This is a genomic window from Isoptericola cucumis, assembly GCF_014635665.1.
Classification (GTDB): domain Bacteria; phylum Actinomycetota; class Actinomycetes; order Actinomycetales; family Cellulomonadaceae; genus Isoptericola; species Isoptericola cucumis.
The window spans coordinates 94,900-112,963 of record NZ_BMDG01000008.1 but is presented as its reverse complement, the minus strand read 5'-3'; the positions used below and the strand labels follow the sequence as shown (position 1 = coordinate 112,963).

The window sequence follows — 18,064 nt, the reverse complement described above, 5'->3', positions numbered from 1 at the left end:
GTTCGCGGGCGGCAGACTCCGCCCGGTCACGGGCAGCCCACGGCGGCCCGGCCGTCATCCTCCGAGCCCGGCCTTCGCCTCGAGGACGCGCTCGGCGGAGGCGTCGACCTTCTTCGCGAACCCCTCGTCCTTGCGGGCCCGCTCGACCAGGGCGTCCGCCATCTCGGGCACGACGCTCGGGTCGGCGGACGCCAGCACGAGGTCCACCCCCGCCTCGACGGCGCGGACGGCGCGCTCGCCCGGCGACCACTGCTGCACCTGCGCCGCCGCGGACACGTCGTCCGTCACGACCACGCCGTCGAAGCCGAGGTCGTCGCGCAGCACCCCCACGACCTTCGGCGAGAACACCGCCGGCGCGTCGGGGTCGATGCGCGTGTACGTCGCGGACGACATCATCACGTACCGCGCGCCGGCGTCGATCCCGGCGCCGAACACGTCGACCGACCGGGCGTCCGGCCCGGTGACGTCGTCGACGACGTCGGCGTCGGTGTCCGTGTTCGCCGTGACGCGGCCGAGGCCCGGGAAGTGCTTGATCACCGGCTCGACGCCCGCCGCCTGCATGCCTGCCGAGAACGCGGTCGCGGACCGCTCCACCGACGCCGGGGTGAAGCCGTAGCTGCGGTCGAAGTACCCGATCGGCGGGTTGTCGCCGGCGTCGGCCTCGTCGACGAGGTCCATCACCGGCGCGAGGTTGAGGTTGATCCCCGCGGCGGCGAGCTCGTCGCCCCAGGTCTCCGCCCGGTCGCGCAGCTTTCCGGGCGCCCAGGTCGCCTGCTCGGTCGCGGCCGGGAGCTCGGAGAAGCCGGGGCCGCGCAGCACCTGCACGAGCCCGCCCTCCTGGTCCGTGGCGACGAGCATCTGCGTGCCGTGGGTCGTCTCGTCGGAGACGAGGCCCGTGTACTCGGTGACCAGCTCACGGGTCGCGTCGACGCCGGCCTCGCTGCGGCCGTGGAGGAACACGTTGCCGACGTGGTGGGCGCCGACCACGTCCGCGCTCACCGGGGCCGGGTCGTCCACCGCGACCCCGACCATGACCAGCTGGCCGACCTTCTCCTCCAGCGACCAGCCGGCGAGCACGTCGTCGGCGGGGTCGGACGACGACGAGGCGTCCGGCGACGGGGCCGAGGGCGAGGCCGTCCGGGACTCGTCGGCCGTCGGGTCGTCGGTCGTCGGGGCGTCCGCCGTCGGCTGCGTCCCGGCGGACGTGGCCGGGCTCGGGTCGGGGTCGTCGGCGGGGCCGCCGCACCCGGCCAGCAGCAGGCCGGTCAGCAGCGCGCCGGCTGCGAGCCGCCGGGACGGTGGTCGGCGGGCCGGGCGCCGGTGGGCCGGTGGAGCGGGGGGCGGTGCGGGGTGGAGCTCAGCGGGCACGCGGTGCGCCGTCCCGGTGGGCGAGGGTGTCGAGCGCCTGGCGCCAGTGCCCCTCGGAGCGGGCGGCGTGCTCGGCCGTGTCGACGTTCTGCTGCAGCACCGTCACGAGGGTCCCGGAGTCGTCCGGCTCCAGCGTGATCCGGATGTCGTGGTAGTTCTCGGGGACGTCCTCGAGGTCGCTCAGCGGCGAGAAGTGCGTGAAGTGCAGCAGGCGCGGCCGGTCGACGGCGACGACCTGCCCCTTGTCCGCGAACTGCCGGCCGAAGAAGTGCCCCTCGAAGGTCACCGGGCTGCCGGGCTGGTAGTCGGTCTCGACGTTGGCCCCCAGCATCCAGCGGGCTCCCGGGTGCACGAGCTCCGCCCACACCCGCTCGGGCGGCTGGGCCACGTGCACGGACGCCGTCGCGGCGTGCCCGGTCCACTGCGTTGCTGGGCCCCCGGGGGTATCGGGGCTGGTCGGAGTGGTCATGGGAGTCCTTCCACCGTCGTCGGTCTCGCCCCACGACCTTAGCCCGGCGAGCGCCCGGGCTCCTCCTCGGCGCGTACCCGGTGAGGTCGGTGGTTCGGGTCGAGGTCGGCGGTCCGGACGACCGACCTCGCCCCGGACCGCCGACCTCGCTCCCGGTCAGCCGAGCGCGTCGACGGCGGCGGAGACGAACGCGTCCACCGTCTCGGGGCGGGTGTCCCAGGCGCACATCCAGCGCACCTCCACGCGGTCCGGGGTCTCGCCGGCGGCCCAGTCGTAGAAGCGGGCGCGCTCGCGCAGGCGGTCCGCCGCGGCGCGGGGGAGCGTCGCGAAGACGGCGTTCGCCTCCACCGGCCGCGTCACGCGCACGCCGGTCCCGCCGCCCGGTGCCGTGCCTGCCGACGCGAGGACGCCGTCGCGCAGCCGGGCCGCCATCGCGTTGGCGTGCGCGGCGTTGCGCCACCACAGCGGGGCGTCGTCACCCGTCCCGGCGACGGCGGCACCCGGCTCGCCGAGCAGCGCCAGGAGCTGCGCGGAGACGAACCGCGCCTTGGACGCGAGCTGCATCGTCGCCTTGCGCAGGTACGGGATCGCGGCGGCGGCGGACTCGCGCGCGGGCCCCGCGCCGCCGTCGGGACCGTCGTCCGGGCCGAGGACGACGACGGCCTCGCCGAGCATGCCCCCGTTCTTCGCCGCGCCGAGCGACACGACGTCGACGCCGAGGTCCGTGGTCAGGGCGCGCAGCGAGCAGCCCAGCGCCGCCGCCGCGTTCGCCAGGCGGGAGCCGTCCACGTGCACGGCCATCCCCAGGTCGTGCGCGACGTGGGTCAGGGCGCGCAGGTCGTCGAGCGGGTACACGGTGCCCAGCTCGGTGGACTGCGTGAGGGACAGGACGGCGGGGTGGGCGCGGTGCACGTCGTGGCGCTGGCCGGCCCAGCGGGCGACGTCGTCCGGCGTGATCCGGCCGTCCACGGACGGGCACGGCAGCAGCTTGAGCCCGCCGACGCGCTCGGGCGCGCCGTTCTCGTCGGTGTTCACGTGCGCGACGTCGGACACCACGACGCCGCCCCAGCGCGGGGACAGCGCCGTGAGCGACACGACGTTGGCGCCCGTGCCGTTGATCACGGGGAACGCCGAGGCACCCGGGCCGAACACCTCACGGACGCGGGCGTCGAGCCGCGCCGTGACCGGGTCTTCGCCGTACGCGACGGCGTACCCCTCGTTGGCGGCGGTGACGGCCGCGAGCACGTCGGGGTGCGCGGGCGCGTAGTTGTCGGAGGCGAACGGCGGGAGGAGCGGTGCGGTCACCCGCACAGCCTAGGGTCCGGACCACGCCGCCCCGCCGGCTCCGCTCCGCCCACGCCCCGGGGCCCGGTGGCCGTCAGTCGTCCAGGACGAAGGTGACCTCCATCGTCACCTGGTACGCCGAGGCGACGCCGTCGCGCACGTCGATCTTCTGCTCCTTGACCCACGCGCTCTGCACGTTGCGCAGCGTGGACGAGGCGCGGGCGAGGCCCGCCTGGACCGCGTCCTCGAAGCTCGTGCTCGAGCGGGCGGTGATGGTGGTGATCCGAGCCACGGAGGTCGTCATCGTTGCTCCTCGCTGGTCAGGACGCCGGCCGGGCGGCCGGGCTCCCTCTCATCGTGACCCCGCTCGCGGCCGGTCGCCCGCCCGGAGCGGAGCCCGGGCCGGGGCCGCGGTGCGACAGCGTGTCCGACGCCACTGTCCGGTACGGAACGCGACGAACCGCCTGTGCGTCTTACCCTCGTTGGGCGGGCGACTCTCTCCGGCCGGTCCGCGTCGTCCATCGCTGTGCCGGTGTCCCTTGACTCCCGGCTGTCTGGAGCTCGTGTGTCAGGAAACGCCACCACCCGGTTCGCCAACGTCTCGCTGCTCGCCGTCGCGAGCAGGCTGCCCACCCGGGTCACGCCGTCCGCCCAGGTCCAGGAGCGTCTCGGCGCCGCGATGAAGAGGCTCCGGCTGCCCGCCCGCCTCCTCGAGCGCGTCGCCGGCGTCGACGAACGACGCAACTGGGCCGCGGGGGAGGACTCCGACACCGCGACCATCGCCGCCGGCCACCAGGCGCTGCACGCCGCCGGCGTCGACCCCGCCGACGTCGGGCTGCTCATCAACACGTCCGTGACGCGCAAGCACCTGGAGCCGTCGGTCGCGGTGCGCCTGCACCACGGCCTCGGGCTGCCGTCGTCCGCCGTGAACTTCGACGTCGCCAACGCCTGCCTCGGCTTCATCAACGGCATGAGCCTGGCCGCGACCATGATCGAGTCGGGCCAGGTGCGCTACGCCGTCGTCGTCGACGGCGAGGACGCCGACGACATCCAGGACGCCACCGTCGAGCGGCTGCTGCGCGACGACGTCGGCCGCGACGACTTCATGGCCGAGTTCGCCACCCTGACGCTCGGGTCCGGCTCCGCCGCGGCGGTGCTCGGCCCGGCCGACCAGCACCCCGAGGGCCACCGCGTGCTCGGCGGGGTGACCCGCGCCGCCACCCGCTTCCACGACCTGTGCGTCGGCAGCGCCGACGGGATGTTCACCGACGCCAAGGCCCTGCTGGAGGGCGGCCTGGAGCTGGTCGTCGACGCCTGGAAGGACGCGACCGCCGACTGGGACTGGTCGTCCATGGACCGGTACATCACCCACCAGGTCTCGCGCGTGCACACCGACGCGATCGTCAAGGCCGTCGGCCTCGACCGGTCGAAGGTCCCGGTGACGTACCCCCGCTTCGGCAACGTCGGACCGGCGTCCGTGCCGATCACGCTCGTCGAGGAGCAGGACTCGCTCGCCTCCGGCGACCGGGTGCTGCTGATGGGCGTCGGCTCCGGCATCAACACCGCGATGCTGGAGCTCGCCTGGTGAGTGCCCGAGCGACGGGACGCACGAGCCGCACCAGCCGCACCAGCCCGCGGGCCGCCGACACCGTCCCCCCGGCGCTGCCCGGGCTCGACCCCCGGTACAGCCACGTGCTGCAGGACGCGCGCGGCGCGCGGTGGCACTTCCTCGACAACCTGCCCGACCTCGCCGACCGCGGCGTCGAGCCCGCCGGCACGGTGCTCGCCGTCCACGGCAACCCCACCTGGTCGTACCTGTGGCGGCGCGTCGTCGCCGCCGGGGCCGACGTCGGGTGGCGCGTCGTCGCCGTCGACCAGCTGGAGATGGGCCTCTCCGAGCGCACGGGCGAGCCGCGCACCCTGCCGCAGCGCGTCGCCGACCTCGCCGCGTTCACCGACGCGCTCGGGCTCGAGGGCCCGGTCGTGACGCTCGGGCACGACTGGGGCGGCGTCGTCTCCCTCGGGTGGGCGGTCGACCACCCGCAGCAGCTCGCCGGCGTCGCGCTGCTCAACACTGCCGTGCACCAGAGCGACGACGTGCCGCTCCCCGCCGCCCTGCGGCTGGCGCTCGCGGGCCCCGTGCTGCCGCTCGGCACCCGCACGACGCGCGCGTTCCTCGAGACCACGCTCGCGCTCGCCCGCCCGCGACTGCCGCGCGACGTCGCCGAGGCCTACCGCCTGCCGTACCGCACCCCCGCCGCGCGGCGGGGGATCGAGGGGTTCGTCGTCGACATCCCCGCGACGCCCGACCACCCGAGCCGCCCCGAGCTGGACCGCATCTCCGACGGCGTCACCCGGCTCGACGTCCCGGCGCTGCTGCTGTGGGGGCCGCACGACCCGGTGTTCTCCGACCGGTACCTCGACGACCTGGTGCGGCGCCTGCCGCACGCGCACGTGCACCGGTTCGCCGGCGCCGGGCACCTGGTGGCGGAGGACGTGGACGTCGCGTCGCCGATCATGACCTGGCTCGGGGGAGCGGCCCGGTCCGAGCTCTCCGCCCCTTCCGCCTCGTCGGTCGGGTCGCCGTCCTCGTTCGTGCCGATCTGGGGTGGGCTGGATGCGAGGGCTGCGGACGACTCGCCCGCGGTGCTGGACATGACGGTGGGCGAGCACGACGCCGCGCGGTCTGTGAGCTGGCGGGCGCTCGACCGCCAGGTGCGGCGCATCGCGGCGGGGCTGCACGGGATCGGGGTGCGCCGGGGCGACCGCGTGTCGCTGCTGGTGGAGCCGGGTCCCACGCTGACGGCGCTGGTCTACGCGTGCCTGCGGATCGGCGCGGTGGTCGTGGTGGCCGACGCCGGGCTGGGGGTGCGCGGGCTGACCCGCGCCCAGCGCGGCGCGTGGCCGGGGTACGTCGTCGCCCAGCGCAAGGGCCTGGCCGCGGCGCGCGCGCTCGGCTGGCCGGGGGTGCGGATCTCCGCCGACCCGCTGCCCGCGGCCGCCCGCCGCGCCCTCGGCGTCCGGCACGAGCTGGTCGACGTGGCCCGTTCCGGCGAGGGCCGCGACCTGCCGCCCGAGCCCGGACCCGAGGACGAGGCCGCGGTGCTCTTCACCTCCGGCTCGACCGGCCCGGCGAAGGGCGTCGTGTACACGCACGCCCAGCTTTCGGCGCTGCGCGACGTGCTGGCGACGCACTTCGACGTCGGGCCCGCCACGGGGCTGGTCACCGGGTTCGCGCCGTTCGCGCTGCTCGGCCCGGCGCTCGGCACCCGCTCCGTCACGCCGCGCATGGACGTGTCCGCGCCCCGCACGCTCACCGCGCGTGCGGTGGCCGACGCGGTGCGCGCCGCCGACGGCGACATGGTCTTCCTGTCGCCCGCCGCGGTCCTCAACGTGGTCGACACGGGGGGCGAGCTGGGCGCCGCGGACCGGGCGGCGCTCGGGCGGGTGCGGACGTTCCTGTCCACGGGCGCCCCCATCAGCGCGGACCTGCTCGCGTCCGCCGGCACCCTGATGCCGCGGGCGACGGCGCACACCCCGTACGGGATGACGGAGTGCCTGCTCGTCACCGACATCACGTCAGGCGGCGTGCGCGACGCGGCCGCCGCCCCGGACGCCGGCGTCTGCGTGGGCGCCGCCATCGACGGCGTCGACGTCCTGGTCGCCGCGCTCGACGACGACGGCGCGGCCACGGGCCGCCCGGAGGCGACGCCGGGCGTGCTCGGCGAGGTCGTGGTGCGCGCCGGGCACCTCAAGGAACGTTACGACCGGCTGCGGCTCACCGACCTGGCCGCGGTGCGGGACGTGCCGCCGGGGCGCTGGCACCGCACCGGCGACGTCGGGCACCTGGACGCTGCGGGCCGGCTGTGGATCGAGGGGCGGCTGGCGCACGTGCTCACGACCCCGGACGGGCCGCTCGCCCCCGTGGGCACGGAGCAGCACGTGGAGCGGGTGGAGCAGGTGCGGCGCGCCGCCCTGGTCGGCGTCGGGCCGGCAGGGGTGCAGCAGGCGGTCGCGGTCGTCGAGCCGGTCGCGTCCGCCGGGCTGCGGCGGCCCGGGCTCGCACCGGCGGAGCTCGGCGCCGCCGTCCGCGCCGCGTCGCCCGTGCCGCTCGCCGCGGTGCTCGTGGCACCCGCCATGCCCACCGACGTGCGCCACAACTCCAAGATCGACCGGGCCCGGCTCGCCGCCTGGGCGGACGGCGTGCTCACCGGGGGCCGGGTGGGTGCGCCGTGAGGGTGCTGGTGACGGGCGCGTCCGGGCTGCTCGGCGGGGCCGTCGCGCGGGCGCTCGTGGCCCGCGGCGACGACGTGCGCACCCTGCAGCGCCGCGCGTCGGGCGTCGCGGGCGCCACCGACGTGGCCGGGTCGGTCACCGACCCCGCGGTCGTGACGCGCGCCCTCGGCGACGGCGTCGACGGCGTCGTGCACCTCGCCGCCAAGGTGTCGCTGGCGGGGGAGCCGGAGGAGTTCGACGCCGTGAACGTCGGCGGCACGGCGACGCTCCTCGAGGCCGCCCGGCGGGCCGGGGTCCCGCGGTTCGTGCAGGTCTCCTCGCCGTCGGTCGCGCACGCCGGCACCTCGCTCGTCGGCGTCGGCGCCGAGCCCGCGGACCCGGTCGGCGCGCACGGCGACTACGCGCGCACGAAGGCGCTCGCGGAGCTGCTCGCGCTGGCCGGCGACGGCGGGCCCGCCGGAACGAGCGTCGTCGCCGTCCGGCCGCACCTGGTCTGGGGGCCGGGGGACACGCAGCTCGTGGAGCGGGTGATCGACCGGGCGGCGCGCGGCCGGCTGCCGCTGCTCGGCCACGGCGCCGCGCTCATCGACTCCACGTACGTGGACAACGCCGCTGACGGCATCGTGGCTGCCCTCGACCGCGCCCCGGACGTGCACGGCCGCGCCTACGTCCTGACCAACGGCGAGCCGCGCACCGTCGCCGACCTGCTGGCCGGCATCTGCCGCGCCGCAGGGGTGCGCCCGCCCGCCTGGCGGGTGCCCGCCGGCCTCGCCGGGGCGGCCGGCGGCGCCGTCGAGGCGCTGTGGCGCGTGCGCCCCGGCGCGGACGAGCCGCCGATGACGCGGTTCCTGGCCGAGCAGCTGTCCACCGCGCACTGGTTCGACCAGCGCGCCACCCGCGCCGACCTGCGCTGGCGGCCCGCGGTGAGCGTCGACGAGGGTCTGGACCGGCTGGCCGCGTACTACGGCGGCCGCGCCGGCTGACCGGCCGGGTCAGCCGCCCGGGAGATCGTCCGAGGGCGGAGCCGGTGATCCGCCCGTCGACTCGCGCCAGACGACGCGGTGGATCGGGCCCGCGGCGGCGGGAGGCTCGCCCCGCAGCCTCGCGAGCAGGCGCCGCATGGCGGCACGGCCGGCCTCCGGGAAGTCGACGTCCACCGTGGTGAGCGACGGCGCCATGTAGGCGCCGACCTCGGAGTTGTCCCACCCCGTCACGACGAGGTCGTGCGGGACCGACCAGCCCCGCTCGGCCGCGCCGCGCAGCACGCCGGCCGCGAGGACGTCGTTGCCGGCGACGACGGCGACGGGCGGCGCGTCGTCGGGGAGGGCGCGGACCGCGCGACGGGCGGACTCGGCGTCCCACTCCCCGCCGACGACGCCGAGCGACTCGGCGCCCGTCTCGGTGGCGAGGCGTGCGACGGTCGTGAGGTAGACGTCGCGGCGGGCGCGCGCGGAGGCGTACTGCTCCGGCCCGGCGACGTGCACGAACCGGCGCCACCCCGCGTCGGCGAGGCCCCGGACGAGCTCCTCGACGGCGCTCGCGTCGGCGAGCGTGCCGAGGCTGCGCATCTGCTGGTCGAAGGTGGCCTCGGCGACCACCGGCGTCGCGCCGTCCGACGCGCCGGTCAGCACGGCGGGGAGCACGGGCACGAGCGTGAGGACCGCCTCGTACTGCCGGCTCCCGGCGAGGTCGCGCACGCGGGCGGTGCGCTCTGCGACGGTGCCGTCGATGCTGTGGGTCTCCATCGCGTAGCCGGCGGCCTCGGCGGCCTCGGCCGCCCCGGTGATCACCCGGAGCTGGGTGTCGAGCGTCGCGCCGGTGACGACGGCGAGCCGGCCGGACCGGCGCGTGCGCATGGACCGGGCCGCCAGGTTGGGGCGGTAGCCGATCGACTCGGCCACCCGCAGCACGTGCTCGCGCGTGGCCGCGGAGACGGTGCCGCGCCCGGTGAGCGCGTAGGAGACCGTCGTCTGCGACACCCCGGCGAGGCGGGCGACGTCGCGGCTGGTGGGGGGAACAGATCCCATGATACGTATCATGTCACCATCACCAGCTCGTTCCGACGGAGGAACCATGCTCAGGATCGGGATCGTCGGCACGGGCGGGATCGCCCGCGCGCACGCCGACGCCTACCAACGCTTCGGGCAGGAGTGCGCGGTCGTCGCGCTGTGCGACACCGCCCCCGGCCGGGCCGCCGCCCTGCGCGCCGAGCGCGGCCTCGACGACGCCCGCGTCTACACCGACGCCGCCGAGATGCTCCGCGCCGAGGACCTCGACCTCGTCAGCGTCGCGACGCCGCCGTCCACCCACGCGACGCTGGCGGTCGCGGCCCTGCGCGCCGGCGCCGACGTGCTGGTCGAGAAGCCGATGGCACCCTCGCTCGAGGAGTGCGACGCGATGATCGCCGCGGCGCGCGAGAGCGGTCGCCTGCTGTCCGTCGTCGCGCAGAACCGCTTCCGCGACGACATGGCCACCCTCAAGGAGGTGCTGGACTCCGGCCTCGCCGGCCCGGTCACCCACGCGCAGGTCAGCTCGGCCTGGTTCCGCAGCACCGCCTACTACGACCTGTGGTGGCGCGGCACCTGGGAGAGCGAGGGCGGCGGCTGCACCCTCAACCACGCGATCCACCACCTCGACCTCACGCTGTGGATGCTCGGCGCGCCCCGCGCGGTGACGGCGGTGCTCGCCAACGCCGCGCACGAGAACGCCGAGGTGGAGGACCTGTCGGTGAGCGTGCTGCAGTACGACCGGGCGCTCGCCGAGGTGACCGCGTCCGTGGTGCACCACGGCGAGCAGCAGACGATCGTCGTGCAGGGCCGCCGCGCGCGGGTGTCGCAGCCCTGGGACGTCGAGGCGACGGTCACGCGCGACAACGGGTTCCCCGCGGAGTCCGGGGACGCCGCGCTGGTCGCCGAGATCGAGGCGGTCGCGGCCGCCCACCGTCCGCTGGAGCACACCGGTCACGCCGGCCAGGTCGGCGACATGCTCGACGCGGTGCGGCAGCGCCGTCGCCCCGCGGTCGACGGCGAGGACGGGCGGCGCGCCGTCGAGCTGGTGACCGCGATCTACGCGGCGGGCATCGAGCGCCGCACCGTCGACCTGCCGTTCGGCCCCGACGACCCGTACTACCGCACCGGCGCGCTCCTGGAGCGCGCGCCGCGCTTCTTCGCCAAGACGGCGTCGGTGGGCGAGCTGCCGGGCGACATCACGGTCGGGGCGACGGCATGAACCTGAGGAGCCCCCGCGGAGGTAGCGCGAGCGGCGCGGCGTACGCGCCGGACCCTGTGCCCGCGCCGGTGGTGGAGCCGGGCGAGTTCGCGTTCGCGGCGACCAGCCTCGACCACGGCCACGTGTACGGCATGTGCGAGGGCCTCGCGGGCGCGGGCGGCACCCTGAAGTGGGTGCACGACCCGGACCCGGCCAGGGTCGAGGCGATGCGGCGGAAGTTCCCCGACGTGCGGGTGGCGCGCAGCGAGGCGGAGATCCTCGACGACGCCGAGGTGCGCCTGGTCGCGGGCGCGGCCGTGACGTCCGAGCGGTGCGCGCTCGGCCTGCGCGTCATGGAGGCGGGCAAGGACTACTTCACGGACAAGGCGCCCCTGACGACGCTCGAGCAGCTCGCCGCCGCGCGGGAGGCGACCGCCCGCACCGGGCGGAAGTACGCCGTCTACTACTCCGAGCGGATCCACGTCGAGGCGGCCGTGCTGGCCGAGCAGCTCGTCGACCGGGGCGCGATCGGGCGGGTGCTGCAGGTGATGGGTCTGGGCCCGCACCGCCTCGGCACCGGGCGACCGGACTGGTTCTTCGAGAAGGAGAAGTACGGCGGCATCCTGTGCGACATCGGGAGCCACAACTTCGACCAGATGCTGCACTTCGCCGGGGCGAAGGACGCGGAGGTCAGCCACGCGGCGATCGCGAACTACCACCACCCCGACCACCCCGAGCTCGACGACTTCGGCGAGGCCGGCATCGTCATGGACAACGGCGCCACGGGGTACTGCCGCGTCGACTGGTTCACGCCGGACGGCCTGAGCACGTGGGGCGACGGGCGCACGATCATCCTCGGCACGGACGGCTACCTCGAGCTGCGCAAGTACGTGAACGTCGGCACCGGCGAGGGCGGCGGGCACGTCTTCCTCGTCGCCGGCGAGGGCGAGCACCACCTCGTCGCCGACGGCAAGGCCGGGTTCCCCTATTTCGGGCAGCTCGTCCTCGACTGCCTGGAGCGCACCGAGAACGCCATGACGCAGGAGCACGCCTTCAAGGCGGCCGAGCTGAGCGTGCTCGCGCAGCAGCAGGCGCGGGTGCTCACGCCCTGAGCGCGGCCACCGGGCCCGGCGGGGATCCCGTCGGGCCCGGCGGGGGTCAGCGCCAGCCGTGCCGGTGCAGGTCGATGCTCACGAGCCGGCCGGCGGGCGGGGCGGTCTCGTCGCCCAGGGCGTCGACCGTGGCGAGCAGGCCGTGCCGCGACCACTCCAGGCCGGCTGGGGTGGCCTCCTCGACGACGGTCCGGTGGCCGTGCCACGTCACCCGGGTGATCGCGCCGCCGAACATCTCGGCCACGTACACGGTGCCCCACGGGGAGACGGCGAGGTTGGTGGCGCCCAGGAAGCCGTCGGCGACCTCACGCACGGAGCCGCGCCACGGGTCGACCGTGTAGACGGCGCCGCGCGCCCCGAGGCTCGCGTCCTCCGGTCCGCCCGGCAGGGTGGTCACGTAGAGCTTGCCCCGGGGCCCCACCTCGACGTCCGTGGGCACGGGCTCGAACCAGAACGTCTCCCCGACGGCGCAGTCGGGCAGCCCGTTCGCCTCCGCCGCCTCGGCCGTGACGACCGCCGGCTGCGCCGGGAGCACAGCGACGGTGCGGACGCGGCCGCGGTCGCTCACGGACAGGATCGCGTTCATGCCGGCGTCCGCCACATAGGTGGTGCCGTGCCGGGTCGTGGTGGCGTACGGGTGGGAGTCCTGGATGCCGGTGTAGCTGCCGGGCATCTCGGCGGGGAACTGGTCGAGGCACGACTGCGGGGCGTCGCGCAGCCCGTAGGTCACGCGCCCGTCCGGGTTGCGGGCGTCCTCGTAGGCCCGGAGGTCCGCGACGGTGCGGGCCGCGCCGGCCGGGGCGCCGTTCCGGTCCACCCGCACGGTCCTGAGGCTCGACGCCGACGGCCCCGTCGCGCCGTACTCCGTCTCGGTGAAGGTGACCGTGCGGCCCGAGTACGAGACCCCGCCGACCTCGGCGCCGCCCTCGGACGCGTAGACGACCTCGGTGGTGCCGTCGCGCGCGACGGACGTGAGCAGCCCGGCGAAGTTCTGGGTGACGAACGTGCTGCCGCGCGGACCGGACGCGGCGGAGAGCGGGGTGACCAGGCCTGTCGCGAGGTCGGTGACGACGGGCGGCCGGGGCGACGGCTTGCCGCCGCCGTGGGCGAGGGCCGGGCTCGCGGTCAGCAGCAGCGCCGTCGCTGCCGCGGCGACCGCGGTGAGGGTGCGTCTCATGGGATGCTCCAGGGCTCGTCGGTGCGGGGGACACAGCACCTTCGAGACTGCGAGCGCTCCGGCCCGCTCGCCAGCGACGGCACGCAGCGACGAGGTGAAGCGCCGGGTGAAACCGGGCCGTCAGCGGACCGCGACGTCCGTCCACACCAGCCGGTGGTCGCTGGACGGGAACGGGTAGACGCCGGTGAGCCGGGACAGCGGGTCGGCCTGCGTCGGCCAGAACACGCCGGTGTCGCGCACCCGCAGGCTCTTCGACGGCAGCACGTAGTCGGCGCGCAGGTTGCCGGGCGCGGTGTCGGCGAAGTCGGCGGTGTCGAGGGCGGGGTCACCTGTGTGGGTGGCGTTGGTGCCGCCCTGCAGGGCCGCGGCCTCGACGGCGCCGGCGGACGTCGGGCGCGGGTCGGTGATCCGGGGGTGGTCGAGGAGCTGGTCGATCGCGACGTCGACCGAGTCGCCGTCGTGCGGGTCGGCGTTCTGGTCGCCGAGGACCACGAAGCTCTCGCGCGGGCTCAGCCCGCCGCGGCGCCCCTCGTCGTCGTAGACGTAGCGGGACGCCTTGCCGGGCGTCACGTAATCGGCCCAGAAGCGGATCTCGTCGTGGTTGCGGCGGCCGTTGCGGTCCTCCGGGCCGTCGAACGTGGGCGGCGTCGGGTGCGACGCCAGCACGTGCACGGTCTGGCGGCCGACGCGGACGGGCACGTCCCAGTGCGACTTGCTCGACAGGCGCACGACGTCGAGCTCGTCGTCGTCGAACCAGTCGGCCGGCTCGGGCGTGGCCGGGTCGTCCGGGAGCAGCGCGCCGGGCATGTCCTTCCACAGGAAGTGCTGGAAGGTGCGCACGTTCGCGGTGTCGATCGGGTGCTTCGACAGGACCACCATCCCGTACTGGCCCTCGAACTCGCCGAAGCCGAACGCGTCGTCGCCGCCGCCCACCGTGCCGTCGTTGTTCAGGTCGAAGCCGCTGGGGACGCCGGTGTTCGACGGCGCCGTGTACGCGTAGCGGTAGCGCACCGGGTCGGCGCCGCCCTGGGACACCTCGAGGTAGTTCTCGCGGAACAGGTCGACCGACGCGTGGGCGTCGTCGAAGTCGAACTCGTTGAGGAGCACGACGTCGGGGTCGGCACGCTGGATCACCTCGGCGACGGTGCGCGCCTGGGCGTCGCCGCCGGTGGCCAGGTCCGCCTGCAGCTCGCCCTCGGCGGCGCGGTTGAGCGACAGGTTGTAGGTCGCGACGCGCAGGGTCTGGTGCGTGCCGCCGTGGCCGGGGTGCCCGGGCCTGCCGGGCCCGTCGCCCGGCCCGCCGTGGGCGCTGGCGGCGAGCGGCAGCAGCAGGGCGGGCAGGGCCACGGCGAGGGCCGTGGCGGCGGTGCGGGTGCGGCGTCGCGTGGTCACGCCCGCGACGCTAGCGGCCCCCGGTGCCGCCCGCCCGACGGCAGGGGGAAGAGCGGGTGAACGGTCGGGTGGGCGGGTGACGGAAGGGGTGGGCGGCCGGAGGCTTGCCCGGCGGCGCCGGGTGTGCCACGCTCGTGTAACCGTTTCCATGGAAACGGTTCCACGAGGTGGACGATCACCGGATGGACGGGACACGACGAGGTGGGGACGAGATGCGGTCGGTGACGATCCGGGACGTCGCGGCACGTGCCGGGGTGTCCGTCGCGACGGCGTCGCGCGTGCTCTCGGGCCACCCCGCGACGTCCCCCGCCTCCCGGGCGAACGTCGACGCGGCGGTCGCCGAGCTCGGCTACCGGCCCGACGCCCGCGCCCGGTCGCTGCGCAAGACCCGCACCGGCACGATCGGCATCCTCGTCTCGGACGTGCGCAACCCGTTCTTCGCCGAGATCGCCTACGCCGTCGAGCGCCGGGCCCTGCAGGCGGGCATGGCGACGGTCGTGTGCAACGCCGACGAGTCCGTCGACCAGCAGGACCGGTACCTCGACCTGCTCGTCGAGCAGCGGGTCGACGCGATGGTCATCGCCCCGCAGGGCGACGGCTCCGGCACCCTGCGGGAGGTGCTCGGCCTGGGCATCCCCGTCGTCTTCGTGGACCGGACGCTCGCCGACGGCTCCGACGGCTCCGACGGCTCCGACGGCTCCGACGGTTCCGGCGACGTGTCCGTCCCCAGCATCACCTCCGACAACCGCACCGGCCTGCGGGAGGCGGTGGAGCACCTCGTCGCGCTGGGGCACCGGCGTGTCGGGCTCATCGCCGGCCCGCAGGAGACGTCCACCGGCCGCGAGCGCCTGCGCGCCTACCGCGAGGCGGCGGCCGCGGGCGACCTCGACCCGGACCCGGCGCTGGTCGCCCAGGGGGACTTCCAGCACGCGAGCGGCGTCGCCGGCGCGCGTCGGCTCCTCGACCTCGACGACCCGCCGACGGCGATCATCGGCGCCGACTCGCCCATGACCCTCGGCGCCCTCGAGGTGCTGCGCGAGCGCGGCGTGCGCGTCGGCGAGGACGTCTCCCTCGTCGGCTACGACGACCTGGCCGCGTTCTCCCTCGTCACCCCCGCCCTGACGGTCGTCGCCCACGACCCCGCCCGCATGGGCGCGCTCGCCGCCGACGCGGTGCGCGACCTGCTCGCGGGGCGTCCGGCGTCGTCGGCCGTCCTGCCCGCCCACCTCGTCGTCCGCGGGTCCACCGGACCCGCCAGGAGGCCCGCATGAACCCGTCGACACCCGACGCCCCCGAGCGCCCCGACGGCGCCCCCGCCCCGCTGCTGTCGCTGGAGGGCGTCACCAAGACGTTCGGCCCGGTCACGGTGGTCGAGGACGTCACCGTGCACGTGCGCCCCGGGCGCGTGCAGGTGCTGCTCGGCGAGAACGGCGCGGGGAAGTCCACGCTCATCAAGATGATGTCGGGCATCTACCAGCCGGACGGCGGCCGGGTCGTCGTGGACGGCGAGGCCGTGACGCTGCCGGACGTGCGGGCCGCGGAGGCGCTGGGGATCGCGACGATCCACCAGGAGCTCAACCTCGTGCCGAGCATGACGGTGGCCGAGAACATCTCCCTGGGCCGCATGCCCCGGCGCGGCGGCCTGCTCGACCGGAAGGCGATGCGCGACACGGCGCGCCGTGCGCTGGAGCGCATCGGGCTCGACGTCGACCCCGGCCACCAGGTGGGCGAGCTGGGCGTGGCGCGCCAGCAGCTCGTGGAGATCGCGAAGGCCCTGAGCCTGGACGCGCGCATCCTCGTCCTCGACGAGCCCACCGCCGCGCTGACGCGCACCGAGATCGACCAGCTCTTCCGCGTCGTGCGCGAGCTGCGCGAGGCCGGGGTGGCGATGGTCTTCATCAGCCACCACCTCGACGAGATCGCGGAGATCGGCGACAGCGTCAGCGTGCTGCGCGACGGGCGACTCGTCGACGAGGTCCCCGCGACCACGCCGGAGCCGGAGCTGGTGCGCCTCATGGTGGGTCGCGACATCGCCGACCAGTTCCCCCGCCGCCGCGAGCACGACGGGCCCGACGACGTGCTGCTCGACGTGCGCGGCCTGACCCGCTCGGGCGTGCTGCAGGACGTGACCTTCCAGGCCCGGGCGGGCGAGGTGGTCGGCGTCGCGGGCCTCGTGGGCGCGGGCCGCACGGAGCTGCTGCGCTCGATCGCGGGCGCCGACCCGTACGACTCGGGCACCGTGCTGGTCGAGGGGCGCCCGCTGCGGCGCAAGGACGTCGCCGGGGCGATCCGGGCCGGGGTCGGCCACGTGCCGGAGGACCGCAAGACGCAGGGGCTCGTGCTCGGCGCGACCGTCGCGGAGAACCTCGGGTACGCGACGCTGCGGTCCACCGCCCGCGCCGGGTTCGTCGACCGGGCGGGGCAGCGCTCGCGCGCGCGAACGGTCTCCGAGCAGCTGCGGGTGCGGATGCGCGACGTCGACCAGACGGTCGGCGACCTGTCGGGCGGCAACCAGCAGAAGGTCGTCTTCGGGCGCTGGGTGCTCGCGGGCTCCCGCGTGCTGCTGCTGGACGAGCCGACCCGCGGCGTCGACGTCGGCGCCCGCGTCGAGATCTACGAGTTCGTCAACTCCGTCACCGCCGCCGGCGGCGCGGTCGTCATGGTCTCCAGCGACCTGCCCGAGGTGCTGGGCATGAGCGACCGCATCCTCGTGATGAGCGGTGGGCACCTCGCGGGCGAGCTGGACGCCGCCGGTGCCACCCAGGACCAGGTGATGTCCCTCGCGGTCCGGGACGTCGACCGGGACGCCGAGGACCGCGCCGAAGGAGCCGAGTCATGACCACCGCCACCACCACCAGGCCCACGGGCCGGGGGCACTCCCGCGTCGGGAGGTTCCTCGCCGAGAACGGGGCCCTGGTCGGCCTCGTCGTGCTGTGCGTCGCGCTGTTCGTCGCGACCCCGGACTTCCTCACGGGCAACAACCTGCTGAACATCGGCGTCCAGGCGTCCACCATCGCGGTGCTCGCGTTCGGCATGACCTTCGTCATCGTCGCGGGCGGGATCGACCTGTCGGTCGGCTCGGTCGCGGCGCTGGCGGCGATGATCTCCGCCTGGTCGTACGCCTCGGCGGGGATGCCGGGCTGGCTGTCCGTCGTCGCCGGGCTGGCGACGGGCGCGCTCACGGGCGCCGTCTCCGGCATGGCCGTCGCGTACGGGCGCCTGCCGTCGTTCATCGCCACCCTGGCGATGCTGTCCGTGGCGCGCGGCCTCACGCTGGTCGTCTCGGACGGCCGGCCGATCGCCACCGCGTCCGAGGTGTCGTTCCTCGGCAGCACCGTGCTCGGCGTGCCGGTGCCGATCCTGGTGCTGCTCGTGGCGGGCCTCGTGGCGTCGCTGATCCTCAACCGGACCGTCGTCGGGCGCGAGATGTACGCCGTCGGCGGCAACGTCGAGGCGGCGCGCCTGTCCGGCATCCGCGTGCGCCGGGTGCTCGTCACCGTGTTCACGCTCTCCGGCCTGTACGCGGGGCTGGCGGGCATGCTGCTCGCCGGCCGGCTGACGTCGGCCCAGCCCCAGGCGGGCGCGGGCTACGAGCTGGACGCGATCGCGGCGGTCGTCATCGGCGGCGCGTCGCTGGCCGGCGGGGTCGGGCGCGTGTCCGGCACCCTCGTCGGCGCCCTCATCCTCGCGGTGATCCGCAACGGCCTGAACCTCATGAACGTGTCCTCGTTCTGGCAGCAGGTCGTCATCGGCGTCGTCATCGCCGTCGCGGTCGGGATCGACGTCCTGCGCCGCAAGAACACCCGTCACTGACCACCG

15 protein-coding genes are annotated in these 18,064 nt (G+C 75.6%); 8 read left to right on the top strand and 7 right to left on the bottom strand.

The genetic code is table 11. The features are described from left to right. Positions 1-54 precede the first annotated feature (54 nt). The 4 genes from IEW03_RS12850 to IEW03_RS12835 form a co-directional block, all read right to left on the bottom strand. Positions 55-1,368 carry a glycoside hydrolase family 3 N-terminal domain-containing protein gene (locus tag IEW03_RS12850; protein WP_229737976.1) on the bottom strand — a complete coding sequence of 438 codons (1,314 nt, stop codon included), beginning with the start codon at positions 1,366-1,368 and terminating at the stop codon, positions 55-57. Continuing rightward, the gene (locus IEW03_RS12845) at positions 1,358-1,837 is read right to left on the bottom strand and encodes an SRPBCC family protein (RefSeq protein ID WP_188524085.1); all 480 of its coding nucleotides are present in this window, start codon (positions 1,835-1,837) and stop codon (positions 1,358-1,360) included. Before IEW03_RS12845 ends, IEW03_RS12850 begins: the two co-directional genes overlap by 11 nt. 156 nt (positions 1,838-1,993) lie before the next feature. Beyond that, positions 1,994-3,142, bottom strand: coding sequence for a threonine aldolase family protein (locus IEW03_RS12840; protein WP_229737975.1), 1,149 nt, complete (start codon positions 3,140-3,142; stop codon positions 1,994-1,996). A gap of 73 nt (positions 3,143-3,215) precedes the next feature. Continuing rightward, complete coding sequence (locus IEW03_RS12835; protein ID WP_188524083.1) at positions 3,216-3,425, bottom strand: dodecin family protein; 210 nt, start codon at positions 3,423-3,425, stop codon at positions 3,216-3,218. 261 nt (positions 3,426-3,686) lie between these two features. Here IEW03_RS12835 and IEW03_RS12830 point away from each other — a divergent pair, with 261 nt between their 5' ends. Genes IEW03_RS12830 through IEW03_RS12820 form a run of 3 tightly spaced genes read left to right on the top strand, consistent with a single transcriptional unit; the run spans position 3,687 to position 8,340 of the window. Beyond that, positions 3,687-4,709 (top strand): 3-oxoacyl-ACP synthase III, encoded by a 1,023-nt coding sequence (locus tag IEW03_RS12830; protein WP_188524082.1) that lies wholly within the window; start codon positions 3,687-3,689, stop codon positions 4,707-4,709. Next, entirely contained in the window at positions 4,706-7,357 is a 2,652-nt protein-coding gene (locus tag IEW03_RS12825) for an alpha/beta fold hydrolase (RefSeq protein WP_188524081.1), read from the top strand. The genes IEW03_RS12830 and IEW03_RS12825 overlap by 4 nt, the downstream gene beginning before the upstream one ends. Continuing rightward, on the top strand, positions 7,354-8,340 hold the full coding sequence (locus IEW03_RS12820; protein ID WP_188524080.1) for an NAD-dependent epimerase/dehydratase family protein: 987 nt from the start codon (positions 7,354-7,356) through the stop codon (positions 8,338-8,340). Before IEW03_RS12825 ends, IEW03_RS12820 begins: the two co-directional genes overlap by 4 nt. A 9-nt stretch (positions 8,341-8,349) precedes the next feature. On the opposite strand, the gene IEW03_RS12815 is transcribed toward IEW03_RS12820, so the two are convergent. Next, positions 8,350-9,384, bottom strand: a complete 1,035-nt coding sequence (locus IEW03_RS12815; protein WP_229737974.1) for a LacI family DNA-binding transcriptional regulator — start codon at positions 9,382-9,384, stop codon at positions 8,350-8,352. Between the two features lie 46 nt (positions 9,385-9,430). Here IEW03_RS12815 and IEW03_RS12810 point away from each other — a divergent pair, with 46 nt between their 5' ends. Both IEW03_RS12810 and IEW03_RS12805 read left to right on the top strand, forming a co-directional pair. After that, complete coding sequence (locus IEW03_RS12810) at positions 9,431-10,585, top strand: Gfo/Idh/MocA family protein (protein WP_188524078.1); 1,155 nt, start codon at positions 9,431-9,433, stop codon at positions 10,583-10,585. Next, positions 10,582-11,676, top strand: a complete 1,095-nt coding sequence (locus IEW03_RS12805) for a Gfo/Idh/MocA family protein (protein ID WP_188524077.1) — start codon at positions 10,582-10,584, stop codon at positions 11,674-11,676. The genes IEW03_RS12810 and IEW03_RS12805 overlap by 4 nt, the downstream gene beginning before the upstream one ends. Positions 11,677-11,722: 46 nt before the next feature. On the opposite strand, the gene IEW03_RS12800 is transcribed toward IEW03_RS12805, so the two are convergent. Further along, entirely contained in the window at positions 11,723-12,853 is a 1,131-nt protein-coding gene (locus tag IEW03_RS12800; RefSeq protein WP_188524076.1) for a ScyD/ScyE family protein, read from the bottom strand. A gap of 120 nt (positions 12,854-12,973) precedes the next feature. After that, positions 12,974-14,245 (bottom strand): endonuclease/exonuclease/phosphatase family protein, encoded by a 1,272-nt coding sequence (locus IEW03_RS12795; RefSeq protein WP_229737973.1) that lies wholly within the window; start codon positions 14,243-14,245, stop codon positions 12,974-12,976. 212 nt (positions 14,246-14,457) lie between these two features. Between IEW03_RS12795 and IEW03_RS12790 the strand changes: the two genes are divergently transcribed. The 3 genes from IEW03_RS12790 to IEW03_RS12780 are packed head-to-tail and all read left to right on the top strand — an operon-like array spanning position 14,458 to position 18,058. Next, positions 14,458-15,516 (top strand): LacI family DNA-binding transcriptional regulator, encoded by a 1,059-nt coding sequence (locus tag IEW03_RS12790; RefSeq protein ID WP_188524190.1) that lies wholly within the window; start codon positions 14,458-14,460, stop codon positions 15,514-15,516. Next, complete coding sequence (locus IEW03_RS12785) at positions 15,513-17,084, top strand: sugar ABC transporter ATP-binding protein (protein ID WP_188524075.1); 1,572 nt, start codon at positions 15,513-15,515, stop codon at positions 17,082-17,084. The genes IEW03_RS12790 and IEW03_RS12785 overlap by 4 nt, the downstream gene beginning before the upstream one ends. Continuing rightward, entirely contained in the window at positions 17,081-18,058 is a 978-nt protein-coding gene (locus IEW03_RS12780; protein WP_188524074.1) for an ABC transporter permease, read from the top strand. Before IEW03_RS12785 ends, IEW03_RS12780 begins: the two co-directional genes overlap by 4 nt. Positions 18,059-18,064 lie beyond the last annotated feature (6 nt).